Annotated in this window: 17 protein-coding genes and 2 pseudogenes; 5 read left to right on the top strand and 14 right to left on the bottom strand. The window is 64.1% G+C overall.

Translation table 11 applies throughout. The features are described from left to right. Positions 1-94: 94 nt before the first annotated feature. Positions 95-1,204, top strand: a complete 1,110-nt coding sequence (locus NDY25_RS05840; RefSeq protein WP_256627835.1) for a Gfo/Idh/MocA family protein — start codon at positions 95-97, stop codon at positions 1,202-1,204. A gap of 270 nt (positions 1,205-1,474) precedes the next feature. Here the strand turns inward: NDY25_RS05840 and rlmM are convergent, their stop codons facing one another. The 6 genes from rlmM to NDY25_RS05810 form a co-directional block, all read right to left on the bottom strand. Next, positions 1,475-2,518, bottom strand: coding sequence for a 23S rRNA (cytidine(2498)-2'-O)-methyltransferase RlmM (rlmM, locus tag NDY25_RS05835; protein ID WP_168957018.1), 1,044 nt, complete (start codon positions 2,516-2,518; stop codon positions 1,475-1,477). 36 nt (positions 2,519-2,554) lie between these two features. Further along, positions 2,555-3,115: a nucleoside deaminase gene (locus NDY25_RS05830; RefSeq protein ID WP_024938261.1), complete on the bottom strand. Its 561-nt coding sequence runs from the start codon at positions 3,113-3,115 to the stop codon at positions 2,555-2,557. Further along, positions 3,115-3,531 carry a hypothetical protein gene (locus tag NDY25_RS05825; RefSeq protein ID WP_168957017.1) on the bottom strand — a complete coding sequence of 139 codons (417 nt, stop codon included), beginning with the start codon at positions 3,529-3,531 and terminating at the stop codon, positions 3,115-3,117. Before NDY25_RS05825 ends, NDY25_RS05830 begins: the two co-directional genes overlap by 1 nt. Before the next feature lie 175 nt (positions 3,532-3,706). After that, the gene (locus tag NDY25_RS05820; RefSeq protein ID WP_256627834.1) at positions 3,707-3,958 is read right to left on the bottom strand and encodes a hypothetical protein; all 252 of its coding nucleotides are present in this window, start codon (positions 3,956-3,958) and stop codon (positions 3,707-3,709) included. 60 nt (positions 3,959-4,018) lie between these two features. Next, entirely contained in the window at positions 4,019-4,948 is a 930-nt protein-coding gene (locus NDY25_RS05815) for a DMT family transporter (RefSeq protein ID WP_256627833.1), read from the bottom strand. A gap of 227 nt (positions 4,949-5,175) precedes the next feature. Further along, positions 5,176-6,915 carry a glutamine--tRNA ligase/YqeY domain fusion protein gene (locus tag NDY25_RS05810; protein ID WP_168957016.1) on the bottom strand — a complete coding sequence of 580 codons (1,740 nt, stop codon included), beginning with the start codon at positions 6,913-6,915 and terminating at the stop codon, positions 5,176-5,178. Between the two features lie 245 nt (positions 6,916-7,160). Here NDY25_RS05810 and NDY25_RS05805 point away from each other — a divergent pair, with 245 nt between their 5' ends. After that, positions 7,161-7,802, top strand: coding sequence for a glutathione S-transferase family protein (locus NDY25_RS05805; RefSeq protein ID WP_168957015.1), 642 nt, complete (start codon positions 7,161-7,163; stop codon positions 7,800-7,802). A gap of 2 nt (positions 7,803-7,804) precedes the next feature. Beyond that, entirely contained in the window at positions 7,805-8,035 is a 231-nt protein-coding gene (locus NDY25_RS05800; RefSeq protein WP_006449566.1) for a putative signal transducing protein, read from the top strand. Positions 8,036-8,540: 505 nt separating this feature from the next. On the opposite strand, the gene NDY25_RS05790 is transcribed toward NDY25_RS05800, so the two are convergent. Genes NDY25_RS05790 through NDY25_RS05780 form a run of 3 tightly spaced genes read right to left on the bottom strand, consistent with a single transcriptional unit; the run spans position 8,541 to position 11,616 of the window. Beyond that, positions 8,541-9,005: a response regulator gene (locus tag NDY25_RS05790; RefSeq protein WP_006452452.1), complete on the bottom strand. Its 465-nt coding sequence runs from the start codon at positions 9,003-9,005 to the stop codon at positions 8,541-8,543. Continuing rightward, entirely contained in the window at positions 9,002-10,912 is a 1,911-nt protein-coding gene (locus tag NDY25_RS05785) for an ATP-binding protein (RefSeq protein ID WP_168957014.1), read from the bottom strand. The genes NDY25_RS05790 and NDY25_RS05785 overlap by 4 nt, the downstream gene beginning before the upstream one ends. Next, positions 10,909-11,616: a helix-turn-helix transcriptional regulator gene (locus NDY25_RS05780; protein WP_168957013.1), complete on the bottom strand. Its 708-nt coding sequence runs from the start codon at positions 11,614-11,616 to the stop codon at positions 10,909-10,911. The genes NDY25_RS05785 and NDY25_RS05780 overlap by 4 nt, the downstream gene beginning before the upstream one ends. 124 nt (positions 11,617-11,740) lie before the next feature. Between NDY25_RS05780 and NDY25_RS05775 the strand changes: the two genes are divergently transcribed. Together NDY25_RS05775 and msrA are read left to right on the top strand one after the other, a co-directional pair. Further along, a complete protein-coding gene (locus tag NDY25_RS05775) occupies positions 11,741-12,256 on the top strand; it encodes an SgcJ/EcaC family oxidoreductase (RefSeq protein WP_168957012.1) in 516 nt (171 codons plus the stop codon). Between the two features lie 83 nt (positions 12,257-12,339). After that, positions 12,340-12,990, top strand: coding sequence for a peptide-methionine (S)-S-oxide reductase MsrA (msrA, locus tag NDY25_RS05770; protein WP_168957011.1), 651 nt, complete (start codon positions 12,340-12,342; stop codon positions 12,988-12,990). A gap of 262 nt (positions 12,991-13,252) precedes the next feature. On the opposite strand, the pseudogene NDY25_RS05765 reads toward msrA, so the two are convergent. The 5 genes and pseudogenes from NDY25_RS05765 to ahpF all read right to left on the bottom strand — a co-directional run bounded on the left by NDY25_RS05765 (position 13,253) and on the right by ahpF (position 18,516). Next, positions 13,253-13,821 (bottom strand): annotated as a pseudogene (locus NDY25_RS05765) (type 1 glutamine amidotransferase family protein). Positions 13,822-13,978: 157 nt separating this feature from the next. Further along, the gene (gene tal / locus NDY25_RS05760; RefSeq protein WP_168957009.1) at positions 13,979-14,947 is read right to left on the bottom strand and encodes a transaldolase; all 969 of its coding nucleotides are present in this window, start codon (positions 14,945-14,947) and stop codon (positions 13,979-13,981) included. A gap of 67 nt (positions 14,948-15,014) precedes the next feature. Beyond that, on the bottom strand, positions 15,015-15,440 hold the full coding sequence (rnk, locus tag NDY25_RS05755) for a nucleoside diphosphate kinase regulator (protein WP_168957008.1): 426 nt from the start codon (positions 15,438-15,440) through the stop codon (positions 15,015-15,017). A 452-nt stretch (positions 15,441-15,892) separates the two neighbouring features. Then, positions 15,893-16,833, bottom strand: a pseudogene (locus NDY25_RS05750) (LysR substrate-binding domain-containing protein). A gap of 90 nt (positions 16,834-16,923) precedes the next feature. Beyond that, complete coding sequence (gene ahpF, locus NDY25_RS05745) at positions 16,924-18,516, bottom strand: alkyl hydroperoxide reductase subunit F (RefSeq protein ID WP_168957006.1); 1,593 nt, start codon at positions 18,514-18,516, stop codon at positions 16,924-16,926. Positions 18,517-18,599: the final 83 nt, after the last annotated feature.

Below are 18,599 nucleotides of genomic sequence, written 5' to 3'. Positions count from 1 at the left end.
ACCCACTGACACTCCGGTTTGGGTGCGTTGTCGTCAGATGACGATTACGCGCGCTGGCTGTGTCAGCCGCTCTCATCTTGCGAAGGAGGTTTGCATGTCCGTGGAATCGATCACACGTCGCCGTTTGCTCGCCGCTTTCGGCGGTGCAGGCATTCTACTCGCCGCGCCCGGCTGGGCACTGCCGAAAAAAGCCGCTGGAAAACCGCTGAATGTGGCGTTGGCCGGTCTGGGCAGTTATGCCAGCGAGCAACTCGCGCCGGGTCTGGCATTGACCAAACATTGCAAACTGGCCGGCATCGTCACCGGCACTCCATCGAAGATTCCGCAGTGGCAGGCCAAGTACGGCATTGCCGATCGCAACGTCTATAACTACGAGAACTTCGATCGCATCGCCGACAACGACGAGATCGACGTGGTGTACATCGTCACGCCAACCCATCTGCATGCGCCGCTGACCCTGCGCGCGGCGGCGGCCGGCAAGCATGTGTGGTGCGAAAAGCCAATGGCGATGCATGCCGGCGAATGCGAGGCCATGATCAAGGCCTGCAAACGTAACAAGGTGGCGCTGACGATCGGCTACCGCATGCAGCACGAACCCAATACGCGTCGCCTGATTGCGATGGCCAGCGAAAAGCCGTTCGGCGCGATGCAGCGTGTGCGTGCCGAGGCCGGTTACAACGGTTATCACGATGCGACCAAGGCCGATCGCCCGTGGCGGTTGCGTTCGCAATTCGGTGGCGGTGCGATGTACGACATGGGTGTGTATCCGCTCAATGCCGCTCGCTACACGGTGGGCACCGAACCACTTGCGGTGACGGCCAAGCGCTGGACCGATCGTCCCGACCTGTTCGACGAAGTCGACGAGCATATGGACTTCACGCTGGAATTTCCGAATGCGGTGCGTGCCGAGTGCAAGACCAGCTTCGGGAAGAACATGAATGTGCTGCGCGCCGAGTGCGAGCGCGGCTGGTACGAGCTGTCGCCGTTCCAGAGTTATCAGGGCGTGACCGGCAAGGCCAGCGACGGACGCGTGTTCGACGCCAAGGTGCCGCACCAGCAGGCGTTGCAAATGGACGAAGACGCACTGGCGATCATCAATGGCACACCGCTGCGTGCGCCCGGTGAAGAAGGCCTGCGCGACATCCGCATCGTCGATGCGATCTACCGCTCGGCACGCGAGGGCAGCAAGCGGATCGTGCTGTGATCGCGCCTCGCTTCGTCAATCGACGGGGCAGGCCCGCCTGAGCCAAGCGAGCAGGCGGGCGCGCACCAGCCTGCCACGATGACGTACCACAGGCCGTGCAGTCCACTAACGGAGCGGCTGCCCAGCAATCACGCCGGACTGCCAACACTGCGACTGCGCGCGGATGAAACATCACATCAAGCCACGCGAATGCTCGCCAGCGCCCAAAGCAATGACGCCACCAATCCCCCGCTTTTACGAATCCCCCATCCCAATCCCCCATCCCAGCTCTCAGCCCCGCATCGCCAGCACCGTGATCTCTTCGCGATCGTGATACAGCTGCTTGGCGCGCACGATCAGCGATTTTTCGGCCTGCTGCTCGAACAGATCCAGACACAGGCGGGTTTCGTCCCAGCGCTTTTTCATCGGCAGCTTGAGATTGAAGATGGTATTGCGGCACCAGCCTTCGCGGATCCAGGTGGCCATGCGTTCGGCGACGCGACGCGGTTGTTCGACCATGTCGCAGACCATCCAGTCCAGCGGCTGCGCAGGCTTCCAATGAAACCCGTCGGCGCGCAGATGCTCGACCAGACCGGTTTCCAGGACATGCTCGCGTAACGGGCCGTTGTCGACGCTGGTGACATGCACGTGCTGGCGCGTGAGCACCCAGGTCCAGCCGCCAGGCGCCGCGCCCAGATCGGCCGCGCGCATGCCTGGCTTGACCAGCGCTTCGCGTTCTTCGGGTGTGAGCAGGGTGAGCAGCGCTTCGTCGAGTTTGAGCGCCGAGCGCGATGGTGCCTCCGGCAACAGCTTCAAACGTGGAATGCCCAGCGGCCACGGCGCACTGTCGGCGCTGTCGGCCACCGCCAGCAGGGCGTGGTCGCCATCGAGAAAGCAGATGTGCAGGCGCGCCTGGCGCGGCTGCGGTTTGTCGGTAAGCAGGCCGGCCTTGCGCAAGGCCGGACGCAGCGCATTGCCGAAGCTGCGTGCCAGCCCTGCCAGCGGCTTGCCGGCATCCGAATCCGGGTGTTCCACCCATAGATCGCCGAAGCGCTGCTGCCCTTCCAGTGCGGCAAGAATCGGTGTGATGCGGTCCTTGGGGTCGATGCCTTTCAGCTCGGCAATCACCACCAGCTTCTGCCGCGCGAAGATCAACTCGCGCCAGTGCAGCTTGGCGGCCAGCTGCGCGGCTTCATCGCAGACGAACAGCACATAGCCATCGTTGCGTTGCGTGCGCGCATAGCCGGCGATGCCGACAAATGCGGCGCGCGCGCTCAACTCGGCAGCCAGCTCCGGCTCAAAGCCTGGGCGGCAATAACACAGCAGGCCGCTCATCGCAGTGCCTGGCGTGCTTGATCCAGGTGTGGCAGATCAATAATGGTCACCGCCGCCCTCGCCATAGTTACGTAGCACGGCGCAGGCCTGGTCGCGATGCACGTCGCGCACCACCTCGATGCCGCGGCGGGTGAGTTCGCCCACCCAATCGGCGGGCAGCGGGCCTTCGTCGAATTCGGTCAATGCCATCACGTCTTCGGCGCGTGCGCCGATCAGCAGACGATCGATGCCGGCCCACACGGTGGCGCCGTAGCACTGGCAGCACGGCTGCGCAGAAGTGGCCAGCGTCACCGGCGACAGCACATCGTTCAGGCGCGGCGTCTGCAGGCGCTGCTGCGCGAGCATGTAGGCCATATTCTCGGCATGCGCCAGCGAGGTGGTCTGCGGCACCACGCGGTTCACTGCCGCGGCGATGATGCGGTGGTCCGGGCCGAACACGACCGCGCCGAACGGGCCGCCGCTGCGCTCCTGCACATTCATCCGCGACAGCTCGATCGCCAGCGCCACCTTGTCTTCGTCGCTGGGATAGGCGCGGCTGTCGTCGACATGCGCGTGGATCCAGTCGGGCAGTGTGAGGTGGACTTGCGCGTAAAGCATCAGTGGACCATTTCTGTAGAAGGGGGAGCGGGGCGCAGTGTATCGGCCTGGGCGTCCTTTGCGGCACATTGCCCGGCCACGCACTGGCAGGCGCTGATCTCGCGGAAGCCGCACACGCTCATCATGCCGCTGGCCTGGCACTGTGCCATCACGCCTTCGGGGTCGGTGGCGCTGTCGACGTTGACACAGGCGGGAAATGCGCCGCAGCAGTTGCCGACGTTCCTTACCGTGCAATCGGCATCGGTGCGGCAGGTGGTGGTGACGACGATTGGTTTGCCGCCTGCCGGCCCGCTTGCCGAGCCGGTGGCCGGAGGCGGCGTGGTTGTATCGGTTGGTGGTGCGGCCACGCAGCCGATCGAAACAAGGCCGGCCAGCAGCAATATCGTGCTCAGGCACCAGGACAAAGGACGGGACATGCGGCCGCTCCGATCAGGACATGTGAGCTGCCATGGTAAGCCCCTGATGTGCGGAGTGCTGCAAAGCCTGGGTCACCTGCAGAAGACCAGGTGATCCAGGTCTTGCGACCTTTGCGGCCGACGGCGCTGGCTGCGGCGTATCGCATGCCGATAAACGCCTGCAACTGCTATGCAGTCAACGATGTCTGCGCAGTGCAGAGTTGCAGCGGGTGGCGAGGTCCAGTTGCTGCATGCTTTCATCGCGGCGATCGGTGGGCAGATCGGCATCTGGCGTATTCGGCAGCAGCGCGCAGAGCGCTTCTGCCGGGGTGACCGCGTTTGAGGTAGCCGGTGGCTGCGAGCAGGCCGCCAGGCCGACCGACAACGAAAAAACAGCGCTGCATAGCGTGTTCGCACGTCGGCGTGTAGGTGGTTGTGGGAGACACATGGCGGTGTTCCTGAGGACACAGCCTGCAATCTAGGCGGATGCGCACGTGAGTCGCCGCCGTCATTTCGCTTCCGCATGCAGCGCTGCGCACCACAACACGCCGACCAGCAGGCAGGCGATAGCCGCCAGCTCCAGCGGCGTGGGCAGGCGCATTTCCCAGGCAAACCCGTATAGCAGCGCAAACACGGTTTCGAACACGATCATCTGGCCGACCAGGGTCAGTGGCAGCACGCGGCTGGCCCGGTTCCACAAGGCGTTGCCGATCACCGACGCCAGAATGCCCAGCAACAGCGAAATCCCCCAGAAACCCGCCCATGCAATCGGTGCGTGCGTCGCGCTGCCGACCAGCGCGGCCGGCGCCAGCAACAGCGCCAGTGCACCGGTGACCACGCCGGTCAGTAGCGACCAATCGCCGCCGGACAGGTCCGGGCGCCGCCGTAGCCAGCGCGCATAGACAATCGAATAGGCCGACCACGACGCCAACGCACCGAATGCGCAGAGCAGGCCGGCAATGCGCGTGGCGCGATCGTTGGCGTGTTGGCCGGAGTCGTGTTGCAAGGTGTCCAGGGCGACCAGCGCCACGCCGATGACGCACAACACGCAGGGTGCAGCCAGGCGCCGCAATTGCACCGCGCCGGCGGCACGCGTGCCGATCACGGTAACCACCACCGGCAACAGCCCGATGATCAGCGCGGTGGCCGCACTGCCGGCCCACTGCACCGCGCTGCCGAGCAGCACGTAATAGATCAGATTGCCCAGCAAGCTTAGTCGTACCAGTGCCCACCACTCGGTGCGACCCAGCCGCGCAGCGGTCTGCCGCGCGCGCGGTGCCAGCACCAAAGCCGCCACTGCGCCGTACGATAGATAGCGGGCCACGGCCAGTTGCAACGGCGTAAACGCCGCCAGCAATTGCGGCGCCAGGAACACCAATCCCCACAACGCGCCTGCACCGATCCCGCAGGCGACACCCACCATCAAGCGCTCACGCATCGTGCTGCTCCTTTATGCCGTTCAGCATGCAATGAAGTGCGGCACGCAGGCTCCATTGCGCTTGTTCAATTGTTCATTAGCTCAGAAGACAACGCTCTGAGGTGGCGTCACGTGGGGTGCGTGACGCGCGTGGCAGCCAGCAGCGCGCCGCTAACCGGATGCCACGCGTCGCTGCGGCTGTCACTGCCGATCTGCACCGGATGGTAGCCATCCGGTGCGGAGTTGACTCACTTGGCCCAGGTGTCGCGCAGGGTCACGCTGCGATTGAACACCGGCGTGGCGGCACTGTGGTCGCGGCGATCGGCAACGAAGTAGCCGGTACGCTCGAACTGGAACGACTGCTCGGGCGCAGCCTGCGCGGCGCTGGGCTCCACATAGCCGCGCACGCTGCGCTTGGACTCGGGGTTGAGATAATCGCGGTATGTCTTGCCTTCGGATTCGTCATCGGGCTTTTCGACCGAGAACAGACGATCGTACAGACGGATTTCCGCTTCCACCGCATGCGCGGCGCTGACCCAGTGGATGGTGCCCTTGATCTTGCGATTGGCGCCTTCCATGCCCGGACGCGATTCCGGATCCAGCCAGCCACGCAGTTCGACAATCTCGCCAGCAGCGTCCTTGATCACCTCGTCCACGCGCGCAATGCCGGCGCCGCGCAGGCGGACTTCGCCGCCCGGCACCAGACGCTTCCAACCCTTGGGCGGCACTTCGGCAAAATCTTCGCGCTCGATCCACAGCTCACGCGAGAACGGCACCTCATGCGTGCCGAAGCTCTCGTCCTTGGGGTGGTTGGAAAAAGTCAGCGTCTCGGTGTGGCCTTCCGGCAGATTGCTCAGCACCAGCTTGATCGGGTCGATCACCGCCATGCGGCGCGCGGCGGCCGTATCCAGATCCTCGCGCAGGCAGCCTTCCAGTACCGAGAAATCGATCAGCGAGTTCTGCTTGCTGATGCCGACGCGATCCACGAACAACCGCATCGCCGCCGGCGTATAGCCGCGCCGACGCAGGCCCTGCAGCGTGTACATGCGCGGGTCGTCCCAGCCGTCCACCAACTGTTCTTCCACCAGCGCGGTGAGTTTGCGCTTGCTCATCACCGTGTAGTTGATGTTGAGGCGCGAAAATTCGATCTGGCGCGGCTTGGCCGCCTCGCGCGGCAGGCCCTTGTCCAGCAGCGGCTGCAGCAACTCCGGATGCGCGGCCAGATCCACCTTGTCAACGCACCAGTCGTACAACGGGCGATGGTCTTCGAATTCCAGCGTGCACAGCGAATGGGTGATGCCTTCCACCGCATCGCCCAGCGAATGTGCGAAGTCGTACATCGGGTAGATCGGCCATGCATTGCCGGTGTTCTGGTGCTCGACGTGCTTGATGCGGTACAGCGCCGGATCGCGCAGGTTGATGTTGCCGCTGCCCATGTCGATCTTGGCGCGTAGCGTGCGCGCGCCATCGGGGAATTCGCCGGCGCGCATGCGCCGGAACAGGTCCAGATTTTCCTCAGTACTGCGCTCGCGGAACGGCGAGTTGCGGCCGGGCTCGGTCAGCGTGCCGCGGTATTCGCGCACCTGTTCGGCAGACAGATCACAGACGAAGGCATGGCCGTCGCGGATCAGTTTTTCCGCGGCCAGGTAATACACCTCGAAATAGTCCGACGCATGGCGCAGCTGCGCCCACTCAAACCCCAGCCAACGTACGTCGTCCTGGATGGCGACTACGAACTCGGGGTCTTCCTTGGCCGGGTTGGTGTCGTCCAGGCGCAGATTGCACAGCCCGCCGAACTCGGCCGCCAGGCCGAAGTCCAGGCAGATCGCCTTGGCGTGGCCGATGTGCAGGTAGCCGTTGGGCTCGGGCGGGAAGCGGGTGCGGATGACCGTGTGCTTGCCGCTGGCCAGATCCTCGCGGACGATCTGGCGGATGAAGTCTTTCTTCTCCGCCGGGGCGGTGGCGTCGGTGGCTAGGGTCTCGGACATGCGCGCATCAGCAATAGGTAAACCACAAGTTTAGGCGGTGGCACCGGTTTAGGGGTAGGACGCGTGTGGGTAGCCGGGCAGTTGGCGGCGATCGCGCGCCTTCGTTACCTGCGGGCAAGCACCGGGCTGGCAAGGGCTCTGTGGTCGACCCCAGGCAGGACCAGCTGCATTGGCGAGCGATAACCAGGCTGGCCGTCATCGCCGCCGACGCGTACGCTGCGCCGATCCTTCGGAGTGCCCCACGCATGTCATTGCCCCGCCTGGTGATCGGCGACAAGACCCTGTCCTCCTGGTCGCTGCGCCCGTGGCTGCTGCTGCGGCACTTCCAGGTGCCGTTCGAGGAGATTGCGCTGCCGCTGGATACGCCCGAGTTCCAGGCCCGCATCGCCGGCTATTCGCCGACCCGGCAGGTACCGGTGCTGTGGGACGGCACCTTGCATGTCTGGGATTCGCTGGCGATCTGCGAATACATCAACGAGCGCTGGCTCGCCGGGCGCGGCTGGCCGGCCGACCTGGCCGTGCGGGCGCAGGCGCGCGCCGCCGCCGCGGAAATGCATTCGGGCTTCGCCGCCTTGCGTAGCCAGCTACCGATGAATCTGGCCCGCGCGCCTGGCCCCGCGCACTGGGACGCGGCCGCCGAGCGTGACATCACCCGCATCCAGGCGCTGTGGGCCAGCCTGCGCGTCGAGCATGGGCATGCCGGCCAGTACCTGTGTGGTCAGTTCGGCATTGTCGATGCCATGTTCGCCCCGGTCGCGTTGCGCTTTGCCAGCTACGGCGTCCCGCTGTTCGAAGCCGCTGGCGACTATCTTGCCGCACTCGATGCACTGCCGGCACTGCGCGAGTGGAAGCAGGGCGCCGAGCGCGAACGTCTGGGGCGTCATTGACCATGCAGATCGCGTATCGCGCCAGCCACATCATCGACGCGCATCTGGCCAAGCACGCGCTGGAAGATGCGGGCATCACCGCGTTTGTGTTCGGCGAGTCGCTATTGGGCGGCGCCGGCGAACTACCCGCATTCGGCGTACTGCAGGTCTGCGTGGCCGACCTGCATCTGAGTCAGGCGCAGGCGGTGCTGGCTCAGATCGGGTTGTGCGGCGAGGTCACGCGGGCGGTGTAAGGTAGGTTTAGCCGCTCTTGGCGTCATCTGGATGGTCCAAGCGCGTTGGTCGAGGGCGCGGTGCCCTCGCCGCTAGCGCGACACGCCGCAAGTACGTCCATGTAGGCTCGGTGGCGGCATCCATGCCGCCACACGGTCCCGCAAGCGGCAAGGACACCGCACCAGAAAGTGAGTCGGTTGCTTTGTTAAAAACCACACACACCGATTATCTCGACTGGTCCTTGCCCGCTCACCGTCGCGGGACCTTACGCGGCATGGATGCCGCGTAAGAGCCTACATGGACGTACTTGCAGCGTGTCCCGCGACGGTGGGCGGGCAAGGGCCCTGCAGCCAAGCCGCAGATCATCCGCTCTAAAAACCTAACTCTGCTGACGCCACCCCGGCGGCGCAGCATCAGGCGCGGCGAGTGCACGCAGACGCTAAAAGAACGTACTTGCAGCGTGTCCCGCGACGGTGGGCGGGCAAGGGCCCTGCAGCCAAGCCGCAGATCATCCGCTCTAAAAACCTAACTCTGCTGACGCCACCCCGGCGGCGCAGCATCAGGTGCGGCGAGTGCACGCAGACGCTTGAACAGCACCGTAGTTTCGGCCACGTTCCAGACCCGCAGCGCGACCTCGAAGGTGTCCAGGGGCTTGGTCAAAAAATCCTTCGCGCCGAGGCCTAACGCACGGTGGCGCGCGCTGCGGCTGGGGTCGGCGGTGAGCACGATCACCGGCAAAAAGTGGCCGGGATCGGACAGCCGTGCCAGTTGTTCCAGCAGCGCGTAGCCATCCAGCTCCGGCATTTTCAGATCCAGCAAAATCAGGTCCGGCGCGAATGCAGACACCAGCCCCATCACCCGCAAGGGGTCGGTGGTGGCGATCACCTGTTGGAAGCCTTCGCGCTGCAGCAGGTCTTCGAGCAGCCGTACGTTGGCCGGCTCGTCGTCGACGATGAGGATGCGGGAACCCAGGATTTCGTCGCGTGTCATGCCAGCAGCCCGTCGATCACAGTGAAGAATTCCGCCACATCGAGCGGTTTGGTCAGATACGCGCGTACGCCCTGATTGCCCACACGTGCCAACGTGGCAGTGGTGGCATCGGCGCTGATCACCACCACCGGCACCTCCGCAGTGGCCGGCTGGCTTTGCAACTCGCGCAGCAGCTCTTCGCCGTTGCCGTCGCTCAAATGCAGATCCAGCAGGATCAGATCCGGCAGGCCGTGCTGCAGCAGCTCGCGCGCCTGCGCCAGACTGGCCGCTTCGAGCAGCTGCCACTGCGGGCGACGCTCGCTGAGGGTGCGGATCAAGGCCTGGTTGGACGGGTTGTCTTCGATGCTCAGCAACCGGCACACGCCGCTGCCGGCGCTGCTCGGCGGCAGGATGGTGCGCGCCGGCTCGCTACGTTGCGGGTCACCCTGCGGTAGCGCGATCCAGAAGCGCGCGCCATCGCGGCTGCTGTCCACGCCGATGCGCCCGCCCATTGCCTCGATCAGGCGCTTGCTCAACGCCAGGCCCAGGCCGGTGCCTTCCACCGCCGAACGCTCCGCACCCAACCGCTCGAACGGTGTGAACAGGCGTTCGATCTGCGCCGGCGTCAGCCCCGCGCCCTGGTCGGCGACCGTGATCCGCACCTGCTCGCCATCCGGCTGCGCGCTCACCTGCACCTGGCCGCTGGTGCGATTGAACTTGACCGCGTTCGACAGCAGATTGAGCAGCACCTGACGCAGCCGCTGCGCATCGGCGCGCACTGTCCATGGCCCGTCGATGGCGGCCGGTTGCAGCGCGATGCCGTGCTTGTCCGCGTCCGGCGCGATCAGGCCAAGGGCCTCGTGGACGGCGGCACGCACCGAGATCGGTCCCGGGCTCAGATCCAGCTGATCGGCTTCGATACGGGCGATATCCAGCAACTCGGTGATCAGCCCCAGCAGATGCCGGCCGGCACCGAGAATGTGTTGCAGATGGCGTCGGTGCGCAGGTTCGGGCAGATCCATTTCCAGCACCTGCGCGTAGCCCAAAATCGCATTGAGCGGCGTGCGCAATTCGTGGCTGCTGCGCGAGAGGAATTCGGTTTTTGCGCGGTTGGCGGTTTCGGCCTCGCGACGTGCCAATTGCGCTTCGGCCGCGCGCGCGGCGAGCAGTTCGCTGGCCTGCGCCAGGCGCTGACCGACCTGGCCCAGTTCATCGCCTGCACGTGGCTGCGGTGCCAGCGGCAAGCCTTCGCCCAGCCGATCCGCATTGGCCGCCAACGTGCGCAAGCGCCCGGACAACGCCGAGGCGAACCACGCCACCGCAAAGACCGCGCCCAGGCCACCGAGCATCGCCGCGCTCAAGGTGATGATGAGATTACGCTGGCGCAGCCCCTGCGCCTTGGCGGTGCGTACCTGCAACTGCGCGGTTTCGTAGTTGCGCAGTTCGCGCAATTCGGCGCGCAGGATGTCGAGCTTGTACTTGCCGTCCCAGAGCTGGCGGATCTCTTCTTCGCGGCTCAGATCCGGTGCCAGCAAACGGCGCCAGCCCTGCATTTTTTCGGCAAATAACGGTTTGATGCGCGCAAACCGCTGCGCTTGTCCCGGGTCGGTGATGCGTTGCGACAGCCGCTCTGCCACGCGTTGCAAACGCGGTTCGGCATCGCGATACGGGGTGAGGAATTCATCGCGGCGCACCAGGCGATAACCGCGCACGCCGGCTGCGGTTTCTGCCAAGAGTGCGTGCGCTTCGTATAGATCGCTCAGCACTTCAAGGGTCTGCCGCACATCGTTTTCGGCGGCGATGTTCTGCCGTTCCACGCTGTAGATCGCCATCAGTGCGACCGCCAGCAGCAGCAGCGGCAAGGTCACCACCGCCAGGCTCTTGCGGGTGATCGGCCAATCGTTCCAACGCACCGCCAAAGCATTCATAGCGCGAGTCCGGCATGGACCGCGTACACCGCGGCCTGGGTGCGATCTTTTACCTCAAGTTTCTGCAGGATTCGCTCCACATGCACTTTTACCGTGCCGGGAGAAATCCCCAGTTCAGCTGCGAGCGTGGCGTTGGTGAGCCCGCGCGGGAGCAGCGAGAGCACCTGTTTCTCGCGTTTGCTCAGCGCGCTGAGGCGATCGTCCTGCACCGGTTTACGCCGGCGCGTGGCGAGCGGTTTGGCCGGTTCGGCCACCATTGCCGGCAGCAATAGCGCGAACGCTTGCAGCGCCTGCACATCGTCGTTGCCGGGTGCCGGGCGGCTGTCATTCCAGGCAACGCACAGCATGCCGTGGGTGGTACCCAGCGCATGGATCGGGACCTTGGCTTCGCGCATATCGGCCGGGCGCGGTGGCATCAACCAGGCCGCTTCATGGCTGTCGCCGGCAGCGCTGGCGCCGGGCGGCAGTGCGCGGCCGCGGCTGGCGAGTACCTGCGCGCGCGGACCGCGTTGCGCCAGCACCGCGCCATGTTCCAGGCCCAGCAACAGCAACACGCGTCCCAGCACCGCATCGCAGGCCTGCTCCGGGGTCTGTGCCTGCCGTAGCGCCACAGCGGTCTCCCAGAGCGCTTGCCAACGTGCGCTGTCGGAGGCGTCGCGCCGTAGCGCAAGGCGCCAATCGCCAGCATTGTTGGGGGTTTCCATGTCTTGCCTCTAGGCCGATCAGCATATTTGAGTATATGCCACTCGGCAGAATTTTCGAGGGCGAGCGATTTCGATACTGAGCCTGCCCGATGAGGCACCCCCATCACCTACACGGAGATTCCCCATGCGTCGCACCTTTATTTCTCTGGTTCTGGCTCTGGCTGCCACCCCGGCGCTGGCTGGCGGCGTGATGCACTACACCGACAAGGCCAAGCTGCCTGCCGATGGCGAAGAGCGCGAAGTGGCGGCGTTGTTCGACACCTGGAATGCGGCGCTGGCCACCGGCAACCCGGACAAGGTCGCCGATCTGTACGCACCGGACGGTGTGCTGCTGCCGACCGTCTCCAACGAAGTGCGCGCCTCGCGCGAGCAGATCGAAAAGTACTTCGAGATGTTCCTGACCAAGAAGCCGCAGGGCGTCATCAACTACCGCACCGTGCGCGTACTGGATGAAGACAGCGCGGTGGATGCCGGTGTCTACACCTTCACGCTGACCGACAAGGACGGCAAGAAGACCGACGTGCAGGCCCGCTACACCTTCGTCTACGAAAAGCGTGACGACAAGTGGCTGATCATCAACCACCACAGCTCGGCGATGCCGGAAGTGGACACCGCCACTGCCTCGTTGACCAAGAAGTAATGCCGTATTGACCGTAGCGGCTTGAAAGCCGCTACGGCCGGCGCCATCCAGCAGGCAACCCTTACACACGCGGGAGTTGCACCATGCTGGGAATCGGCGCCTTCAAGCAACGCATGCCACGTCCAGGCGAAGCACTACCGGGACGCGAGCAAGCGCTGCCGCTGCACAACACGCACCTGATCAACGGCCATCCGTTGCGCGGGAAGTTCACCGGCCTGGCCCAGGTGCAATTCGGGCTTGGCTGCTTCTGGGGCGCAGAACGCAAGTTCTGGAACGTGCCAGGGGTGTACAGCACGGCAGTGGGTTACGCCGGTGGCGAAACACCCAATGCCACTTACGGCGAAGTGTGTTCCGGACAGACCGGCCACACCGAAGCGGTGCTGGTGGTCTATGACGCACAGGCGGTGTCGTTCGCGCAATTGCTGCGCACCTTCTGGGAAAGCCACGACCCCACCCAGGGCATGCAGCAAGGCAACGACGTCGGCACGCAATACCGCTCGGCGATCTATTGCACGACACAGCAGCAATACGACGCTGCGCTGGCCAGCCGCGATGCGTACCAACAACAACTGGACGCAGCCGGATATGGCGCAATCACCACGGAGATCCGTTTCCCGGCGCCCACGTTCTATTACGCCGAAGACGATCACCAGCAGTATCTCGCCAAGCATCCCAATGGCTATTGCGGGCTTGGCGGAACGGGAGTGAGCTGCCCGATCGGGCTGGATGCCTGACGGAAAGGCGGGTCGGATTGAGCGCTGTCATCCATTGTGGTGACGTGCCGATGGCCAACAGTGACCGGCAGCGTTATCACGATCAGGCAGCGCATGGGAGTGCATGCCAGGCAACTTGAATGGCTACGTTGGAGACAACGTGGCCATCTTTTTTTTGCGGCGGTCGCAAGGCAATGTCTGCGACGCGGCGGCGGAGCAGCGATGCAATGCGTGCAGCGAATCAGCTGTGCCGGTTCAGATCCGCCGTCTCACATCTCCCAGGTCAGACAAACTCTCCGGCGAACATGCCGCGCAATTGCGCAAGCATCTCGATGCGTTCCGGATGCAGCAGCCGCATGCAGGCAAGCGCGAAACCGACCGGGCTGGTGCCGGGCGCGGTGATCACGCCGTCGGCGGTGACGACTTTTCGTGCCGATAGTGCGCAGCGCCCGCGTACGGCACCACGTGCTCCTGCAGAAAGGCCAACGCGTTGCTGGTGTGCGCACGGTCGTCGAGCAAACCGGCATAGGCCAGTGCAATGGTTGCGCCGCAAATTGCAGCGACCGGGCGCTGATGTTGCACGCGCTCGATCAACAGGCCGCTCAGCCCTGGAATCTCGCCAGCCTGCCAACGTTCGCTGCCGGGCAGGATCCATAGATCGGCCTCCAGTGGCGCCAGATCGGAAAGCGCAAAGTCCGGCGTGATGCGCAAGCCGCCGATCGACTGCACTGGCTGGCCGTCGATGCTGGCAATGGCGACCTGGTCGCCGAACCATTCGCGTGCTGCGGGCAACACCACGCCGATTTCCCAATCGGCCACGCCATCGACCATTACCACTGCAATGTTTGCCATTGTCCGCTATGCCCGTTGAGGAACCTGGATTCTAGGCAGTGCGCGCAAGGCGGTTGTAAGCGTTTTGTGGAGGCGCGCGCGGAACTAAACGCCAGAAACGCCAACGCCCGCAGCAAGAAAGCCGCGGGCGTTGGCGTCACACAACCGCGATAGGCAATCAGCCGGCGAGCTTGTCGGCGATGGTCTTGCGCAGCGCTTGCAGATCCTTGGCGAAGGTGTCGATGCCGCTGGCCAGTTTGTCGGTGGCCATCGGGTCGGCGGCCAGATCGGTGGCGAAGCTGTCGCTGTCGATCGGGGTGATTTGCGCGTTGTCCGCTTGCGCAGGCGAGAGCTTGCGCGGCAACTCACCGTGTTCGGCGTCGAGCTTTTCCAACAGCTCCGGAGAGATGGTCAAACGATCGCAACCGGCCAGCGCTTCGATCTGCGCGGTGGAGCGGAACGAAGCGCCCATCACCACCGTGGACGAGCCACGCTGTTTGAATTCGTTGTACACCGTGCGCACGAACACCACGCCCGGGTCTTCGTCGATGCTGGCCGGGGTTTGCCCTTGGGCGACGTAGTAATCCAGGATGCGGCCAACGAACGGCGAAATCAGGAACACGCCGGCTTCTGCGCAGGCAAGCGCCTGCGAGCGGTTGAAGATCAGCGTGAGGTTGCAGTCGATGCCTTCCAGTTGCAGTTGACGCGCCGCTTCGATGCCTTCCCAGGTCGCTGCGATCTTGATCAGGATCTTGTCTTTGGACACGCCGCGCTCGGCATACATCGCAATGAATTTGCGCGCCTTGGCGATGGTGGCTTGGGTGTCGTGCGCCAGGTCTGCATCCACCTCGGTGGAGACGCGGCCGGGCACCAATTCGGAGAGCTTGGTGCCCACGCCGACGGTGAGGCGGTCGGCCACTTCGTTGACGGTGCTGCTGCGATCGTCGCCGCCGTGTTCGCGGCCCCAGGCCAGTTCCTGCTCGATCAACTCCGCATAGACCGGCAGGTCCAGCGCTTTCTTGACCAAGGTGGGATTGGTGGTGCAGTCGACCGGCTTCAGGCGCTTGATGGCGTCGTAGTCGCCGGTATCGGCAACGACGACAGACAGCTCACGCAGTTGAGCAAGCTTGGAGGGGGATGCAGTCATGCGGGTTCTCTCGAATCGTGGACGGGTCGTGGATAGGACGCAGCGCGTTACGTTAGCGCGCTCAGCGTTATAAGTCGTCGGCCAATGCATGTTGGTCGTGCACGGCAGTCACACGCAGGCGCAGATCGCGTCCGTCGGGCGTGCGCCAATCGATGCTCTGGCCGACCGACAGGCCAAGCAGCGCACTGCCAACCGGCGCGAGCACCGAAATGCGGCCGTGCTGTACATCGGCCTCGTGCGGATACACCAGGGTGAGCGTATGTCGTTCGCCATGCAGCTCATCTTCGCAGTCGATGCGGGAGTACATGGTGACGACATCGCCCGGAATCTGATCGGGTGGCACAACGCGTGCACGGCCCAGTTCGTCGCTCAGCGCAGTGGCGGCGGGATGCTTGTTGAACGCGGGCGAATCGAGCAATGCCTCGAGACGGGCGAGGTCATGGCTGGAAACAAGAATGGACGGCGGCAAGCCGCTGTGGTGTTGCGAAGGCATGGCAATCTCCTGACGACTACAGCCCGCCGACACGGCGAGCATCCGTCACAAGATGAGGGCGCGGTGGGTCGATCGCAATGCATGGCGAGATAGCGCAGGGCACGCCGCATTGTGAGTGAGGCAGGTGCGGTTTTAGGAGATGCCGGCATTGGCAATCGCATCAAGCACGCGCGGCGATACGTTAGTACGCAGTCGCAAGCGACAGGGTTGGAGTCTGCCGCATGCTAATGATGCAGGTGCTGCCGTGTTTTCGGATGCTTGACGCAGTAACAAGTAGCTAAACAAAAAACGACGCTCGCGCGTCGCTTATGTCCGGTGGCAGGTGAGAAAGCATCGCGCGAAGCGACCGCAGCCGTGAAACAATTTCCCGAATCCCGAATCCCGAATCCCGAATCCCGAATCCCGAATCCCGAATCCCGAATCCCGAATCCCGAATCCTGAATCCTGAATCCTCAGGCAGCGACCGCCTTGGGGCCGCTGGTCGGCTGGTCCAGGGTGAACAGGCTTTCCGGCAATTCCTTGAACAGCTGCGACAGTTGCTCCAGAAACGCGGTCATCGCCGAACTGCGGCGCCAGACCATTGCGATACGCCGGCTGGGCTGCTTGTCTTCGCGGAAGCGGATCAGGCGGATGTTTTCCGAACGTGCCACCGGCGGTTTGACTGCTAGCAGCGGCAACAAGGTGACGCCCACATTGGCGGCCACCATCTGGCGCAGGGTTTCCAGGCTGGTGGCCTGGAACTCGGATTTTTCCAGCGCGCCGGCAAGATGGCACACGTCCAGGGCCTGTTCGCGCAGGCAATGGCCATCTTCCAGCAACAACAGGCGCTGCTCGGACAAGTCGTCCAGCGTCATGCTGTCGTGACGCGTCAGCGGGTGGCCTTCCGGCACCGCCAGCACGAAGGGTTCTTCGAACAGGAACTCTGCGTGCAGCTGATCGTCCTGCACTGGTAGTGCGAGTAGCGCGGCATCCAGGCGCCCTTCGCGCAACTGATGGATGAGCTGGTCGCTTTTTTCTTCGATCAGCAGCAGTTCCAAGCGTGGGAAACGCTGGCGAATGCCCGGCACCACATGCGGCAACAGATACGGTGCGAGCGTGGGAAAATGCCCAGCCGCACGGTACCCGCTTCCGGGTCCTGACTACGTCGTGCAGCTTCTTTCATCTGTTCCACTTCGGCCACGATACTGCGTGCGCGCACCGCCGCTTCGCGGCCGGCAGGCGTCAACATGACCTTCCGCGGCGCGCGCTCCACCAACGAGACGCCGAGTTCGTCTTCGAGTTTCTTGATCTGGGTGGACAGGGTTGGCTGACTGACGAAACACGCCGTTGCAGCACGACCAAAATGCTTGTGGTCGGCCAGGGCTACCAGATACTTCAGGTCACGCAGATTCATGTGCAGCAGCCCTTATTGCGTTGACGGGAAACGACGTGAGCACTTGGCGAGCTTAACGCCCGGCAGTGCCGGGCGCTGTGTTGTGGGCGGTTATGCGGCCTCAGCCACAACCTCGGCGCTGACCGGTGCACTGGAGCGGATCAGGTAATCGAACGCGCTCAGTGCAGCCTTGGAACCTTCGCCCATCGCGATCACGATCTGCTTGTACGGCACCGTGGTGGCGTCGCCGGCGGCGAATACGCCCGGAACGTTGGTCTGGCCGCGGTCGTCGACGATGATCTCGCCGCGTGGCGACAACGCCACCGAACCCTTGAGGAACTCGGTATTGGGCAGCAAGCCGATCTGTACGAACACGCCTTCCAGATCGACATGCTGGATGTCGCCGCCGGTACGGTCCTTGTAGACCAGGCCGGTGACCTTCTGCCCATCGCCCAGCACTTCGGTGGTCTGCGCGCTGGTGATGATGCGCACGTTGTGCAGGCTGCGCAGCTTGCGTTGCAGCACTTCGTCGGCGCGCAGTTTGTCGTCGTATTCCACCAGCGTGACATGCGCCACGATGCCGGCCAGGTCGATCGCCGCTTCAACGCCCGAATTGCCGCCACCGATCACCGCCACGCGCTTGCCCTTGAACAAGGGGCCATCGCAATGCGGGCAATAGGCCACGCCCTTGTTCTTGTACTGATCTTCGCCCGGCACGTTCATCTGCCTCCAGCGAGCGCCCGTGGACAGGATCACGGTCTTGCTCTTGAGCGAGGCGCCATTGGCCAGCTTGATTTCGATCAGGCCATCGGCACCGGCCGGAATCACCTGCTCGGCACGCTGCAGATTCATGATGTCCACATCGTACTGGCGCACGTGCTGCTCGAGCGCGGCGGCCATTTTCGGGCCTTCGGTTTCCGGCACCGAGATGAAGTTTTCGATCGACATGGTGTCCAGCACCTGGCCACCGAAACGCTCGGCGGCCACGCCGGTGCGGATGCCCTTGCGTGCGGCATACACCGCCGCTGCCGAACCGGCCGGGCCACCGCCGATCACCAGCACGTCGAAGGCGTCCTTGGCCGCAATCTTGACCGCGTCGCGCTTTGCAGCGTTGGTGTCGAGCTTGGCGACGATCTGCTCCAACGTCATGCGGCCCTGGTCGAACAATTCGCCGTTCAAGTAGACGGTGGGCACCGACATGATCTGGCGGGTTTCGACTTCTTCCTGGAACAGCGAGCCGTCGATGGCGACGTGCTTGATGCGCGGGTTGAGCACGGCGGCAAGATTCAGCGCCTGCACCACGTCCGGGCAGTTCTGGCACGACAGCGAGAAATAGGTTTCGAACTGGTAGTCGCCATCCAGGTGCTGCACCTGCTCGATCAGCTCGGCGGTGGCCTTGGAGGGGTGACCGCCGACCTGCAGCAGCGCCAGCACCAGCGAGGTGAACTCGTGGCCCATCGGCAGGCCGGCAAAGCGCAGCGAGATGTCCTGGCCGGGCGTGGTCAGCGCGAACGAGGGCTTGCGCTGGTTGTCGTCGCGGTGGATGTCCAGGCTGATCTTGTCCGACAACAGCACCAGATCTTCGAGCAGGTCGAGCATGTCGCGCGAACCTGCGCTCTCGTCGATCGAGGCATTGATCTGAATCGGCCGCGTGACCCGTTCCAGGTAGGCGGTCAGCTGGGTCTTGAGGTTGGCATCCAACATGGAAAACTCCTGGGAATGGGCAAGGGGAGGGCGTGGCGTCGCTGCGATGAGGCAAGTCGCCGGGGAGGAGGAGATGAACCGCA

This window comes from Xanthomonas hortorum pv. pelargonii, assembly GCF_024499015.1.
In the GTDB taxonomy this organism is placed as follows: domain Bacteria; phylum Pseudomonadota; class Gammaproteobacteria; order Xanthomonadales; family Xanthomonadaceae; genus Xanthomonas; species Xanthomonas hortorum_B.
The sequence above is the reverse complement of the archived record's forward strand: the minus strand, read 5'-3'. Positions and strand labels throughout refer to the sequence as shown.

What these genes read in the sequence shown, in the direction of transcription:
- NDY25_RS05840 (WP_256627835.1), top strand. Translation starts at nt 95, where the DNA reads ATGTCCGTGGAATCGATCACACGTCGCCGTTTGCTCGCCGCTTTCGGC.
- rlmM (WP_168957018.1), bottom strand. Translation starts at nt 2,518, where the DNA reads ATGAGCGGCCTGCTGTGTTATTGCCGCCCAGGCTTTGAGCCGGAGCTG.
- NDY25_RS05830 (WP_024938261.1), bottom strand. Translation starts at nt 3,115, where the DNA reads ATGCTTTACGCGCAAGTCCACCTCACACTGCCCGACTGGATCCACGCG.
- NDY25_RS05825 (WP_168957017.1), bottom strand. Translation starts at nt 3,531, where the DNA reads ATGTCCCGTCCTTTGTCCTGGTGCCTGAGCACGATATTGCTGCTGGCC.
- NDY25_RS05820 (WP_256627834.1), bottom strand. Translation starts at nt 3,958, where the DNA reads ATGTGTCTCCCACAACCACCTACACGCCGACGTGCGAACACGCTATGC.
- NDY25_RS05815 (WP_256627833.1), bottom strand. Translation starts at nt 4,948, where the DNA reads ATGCGTGAGCGCTTGATGGTGGGTGTCGCCTGCGGGATCGGTGCAGGC.
- NDY25_RS05810 (WP_168957016.1), bottom strand. Translation starts at nt 6,915, where the DNA reads ATGTCCGAGACCCTAGCCACCGACGCCACCGCCCCGGCGGAGAAGAAA.
- NDY25_RS05805 (WP_168957015.1), top strand. Translation starts at nt 7,161, where the DNA reads ATGTCATTGCCCCGCCTGGTGATCGGCGACAAGACCCTGTCCTCCTGG.
- NDY25_RS05800 (WP_006449566.1), top strand. Translation starts at nt 7,805, where the DNA reads ATGCAGATCGCGTATCGCGCCAGCCACATCATCGACGCGCATCTGGCC.
- NDY25_RS05790 (WP_006452452.1), bottom strand. Translation starts at nt 9,005, where the DNA reads ATGACACGCGACGAAATCCTGGGTTCCCGCATCCTCATCGTCGACGAC.
- NDY25_RS05785 (WP_168957014.1), bottom strand. Translation starts at nt 10,912, where the DNA reads ATGAATGCTTTGGCGGTGCGTTGGAACGATTGGCCGATCACCCGCAAG.
- NDY25_RS05780 (WP_168957013.1), bottom strand. Translation starts at nt 11,616, where the DNA reads ATGGAAACCCCCAACAATGCTGGCGATTGGCGCCTTGCGCTACGGCGC.
- NDY25_RS05775 (WP_168957012.1), top strand. Translation starts at nt 11,741, where the DNA reads ATGCGTCGCACCTTTATTTCTCTGGTTCTGGCTCTGGCTGCCACCCCG.
- msrA (WP_168957011.1), top strand. Translation starts at nt 12,340, where the DNA reads ATGCTGGGAATCGGCGCCTTCAAGCAACGCATGCCACGTCCAGGCGAA.
- tal (WP_168957009.1), bottom strand. Translation starts at nt 14,947, where the DNA reads ATGACTGCATCCCCCTCCAAGCTTGCTCAACTGCGTGAGCTGTCTGTC.
- rnk (WP_168957008.1), bottom strand. Translation starts at nt 15,440, where the DNA reads ATGCCTTCGCAACACCACAGCGGCTTGCCGCCGTCCATTCTTGTTTCC.
- ahpF (WP_168957006.1), bottom strand. Translation starts at nt 18,516, where the DNA reads ATGTTGGATGCCAACCTCAAGACCCAGCTGACCGCCTACCTGGAACGG.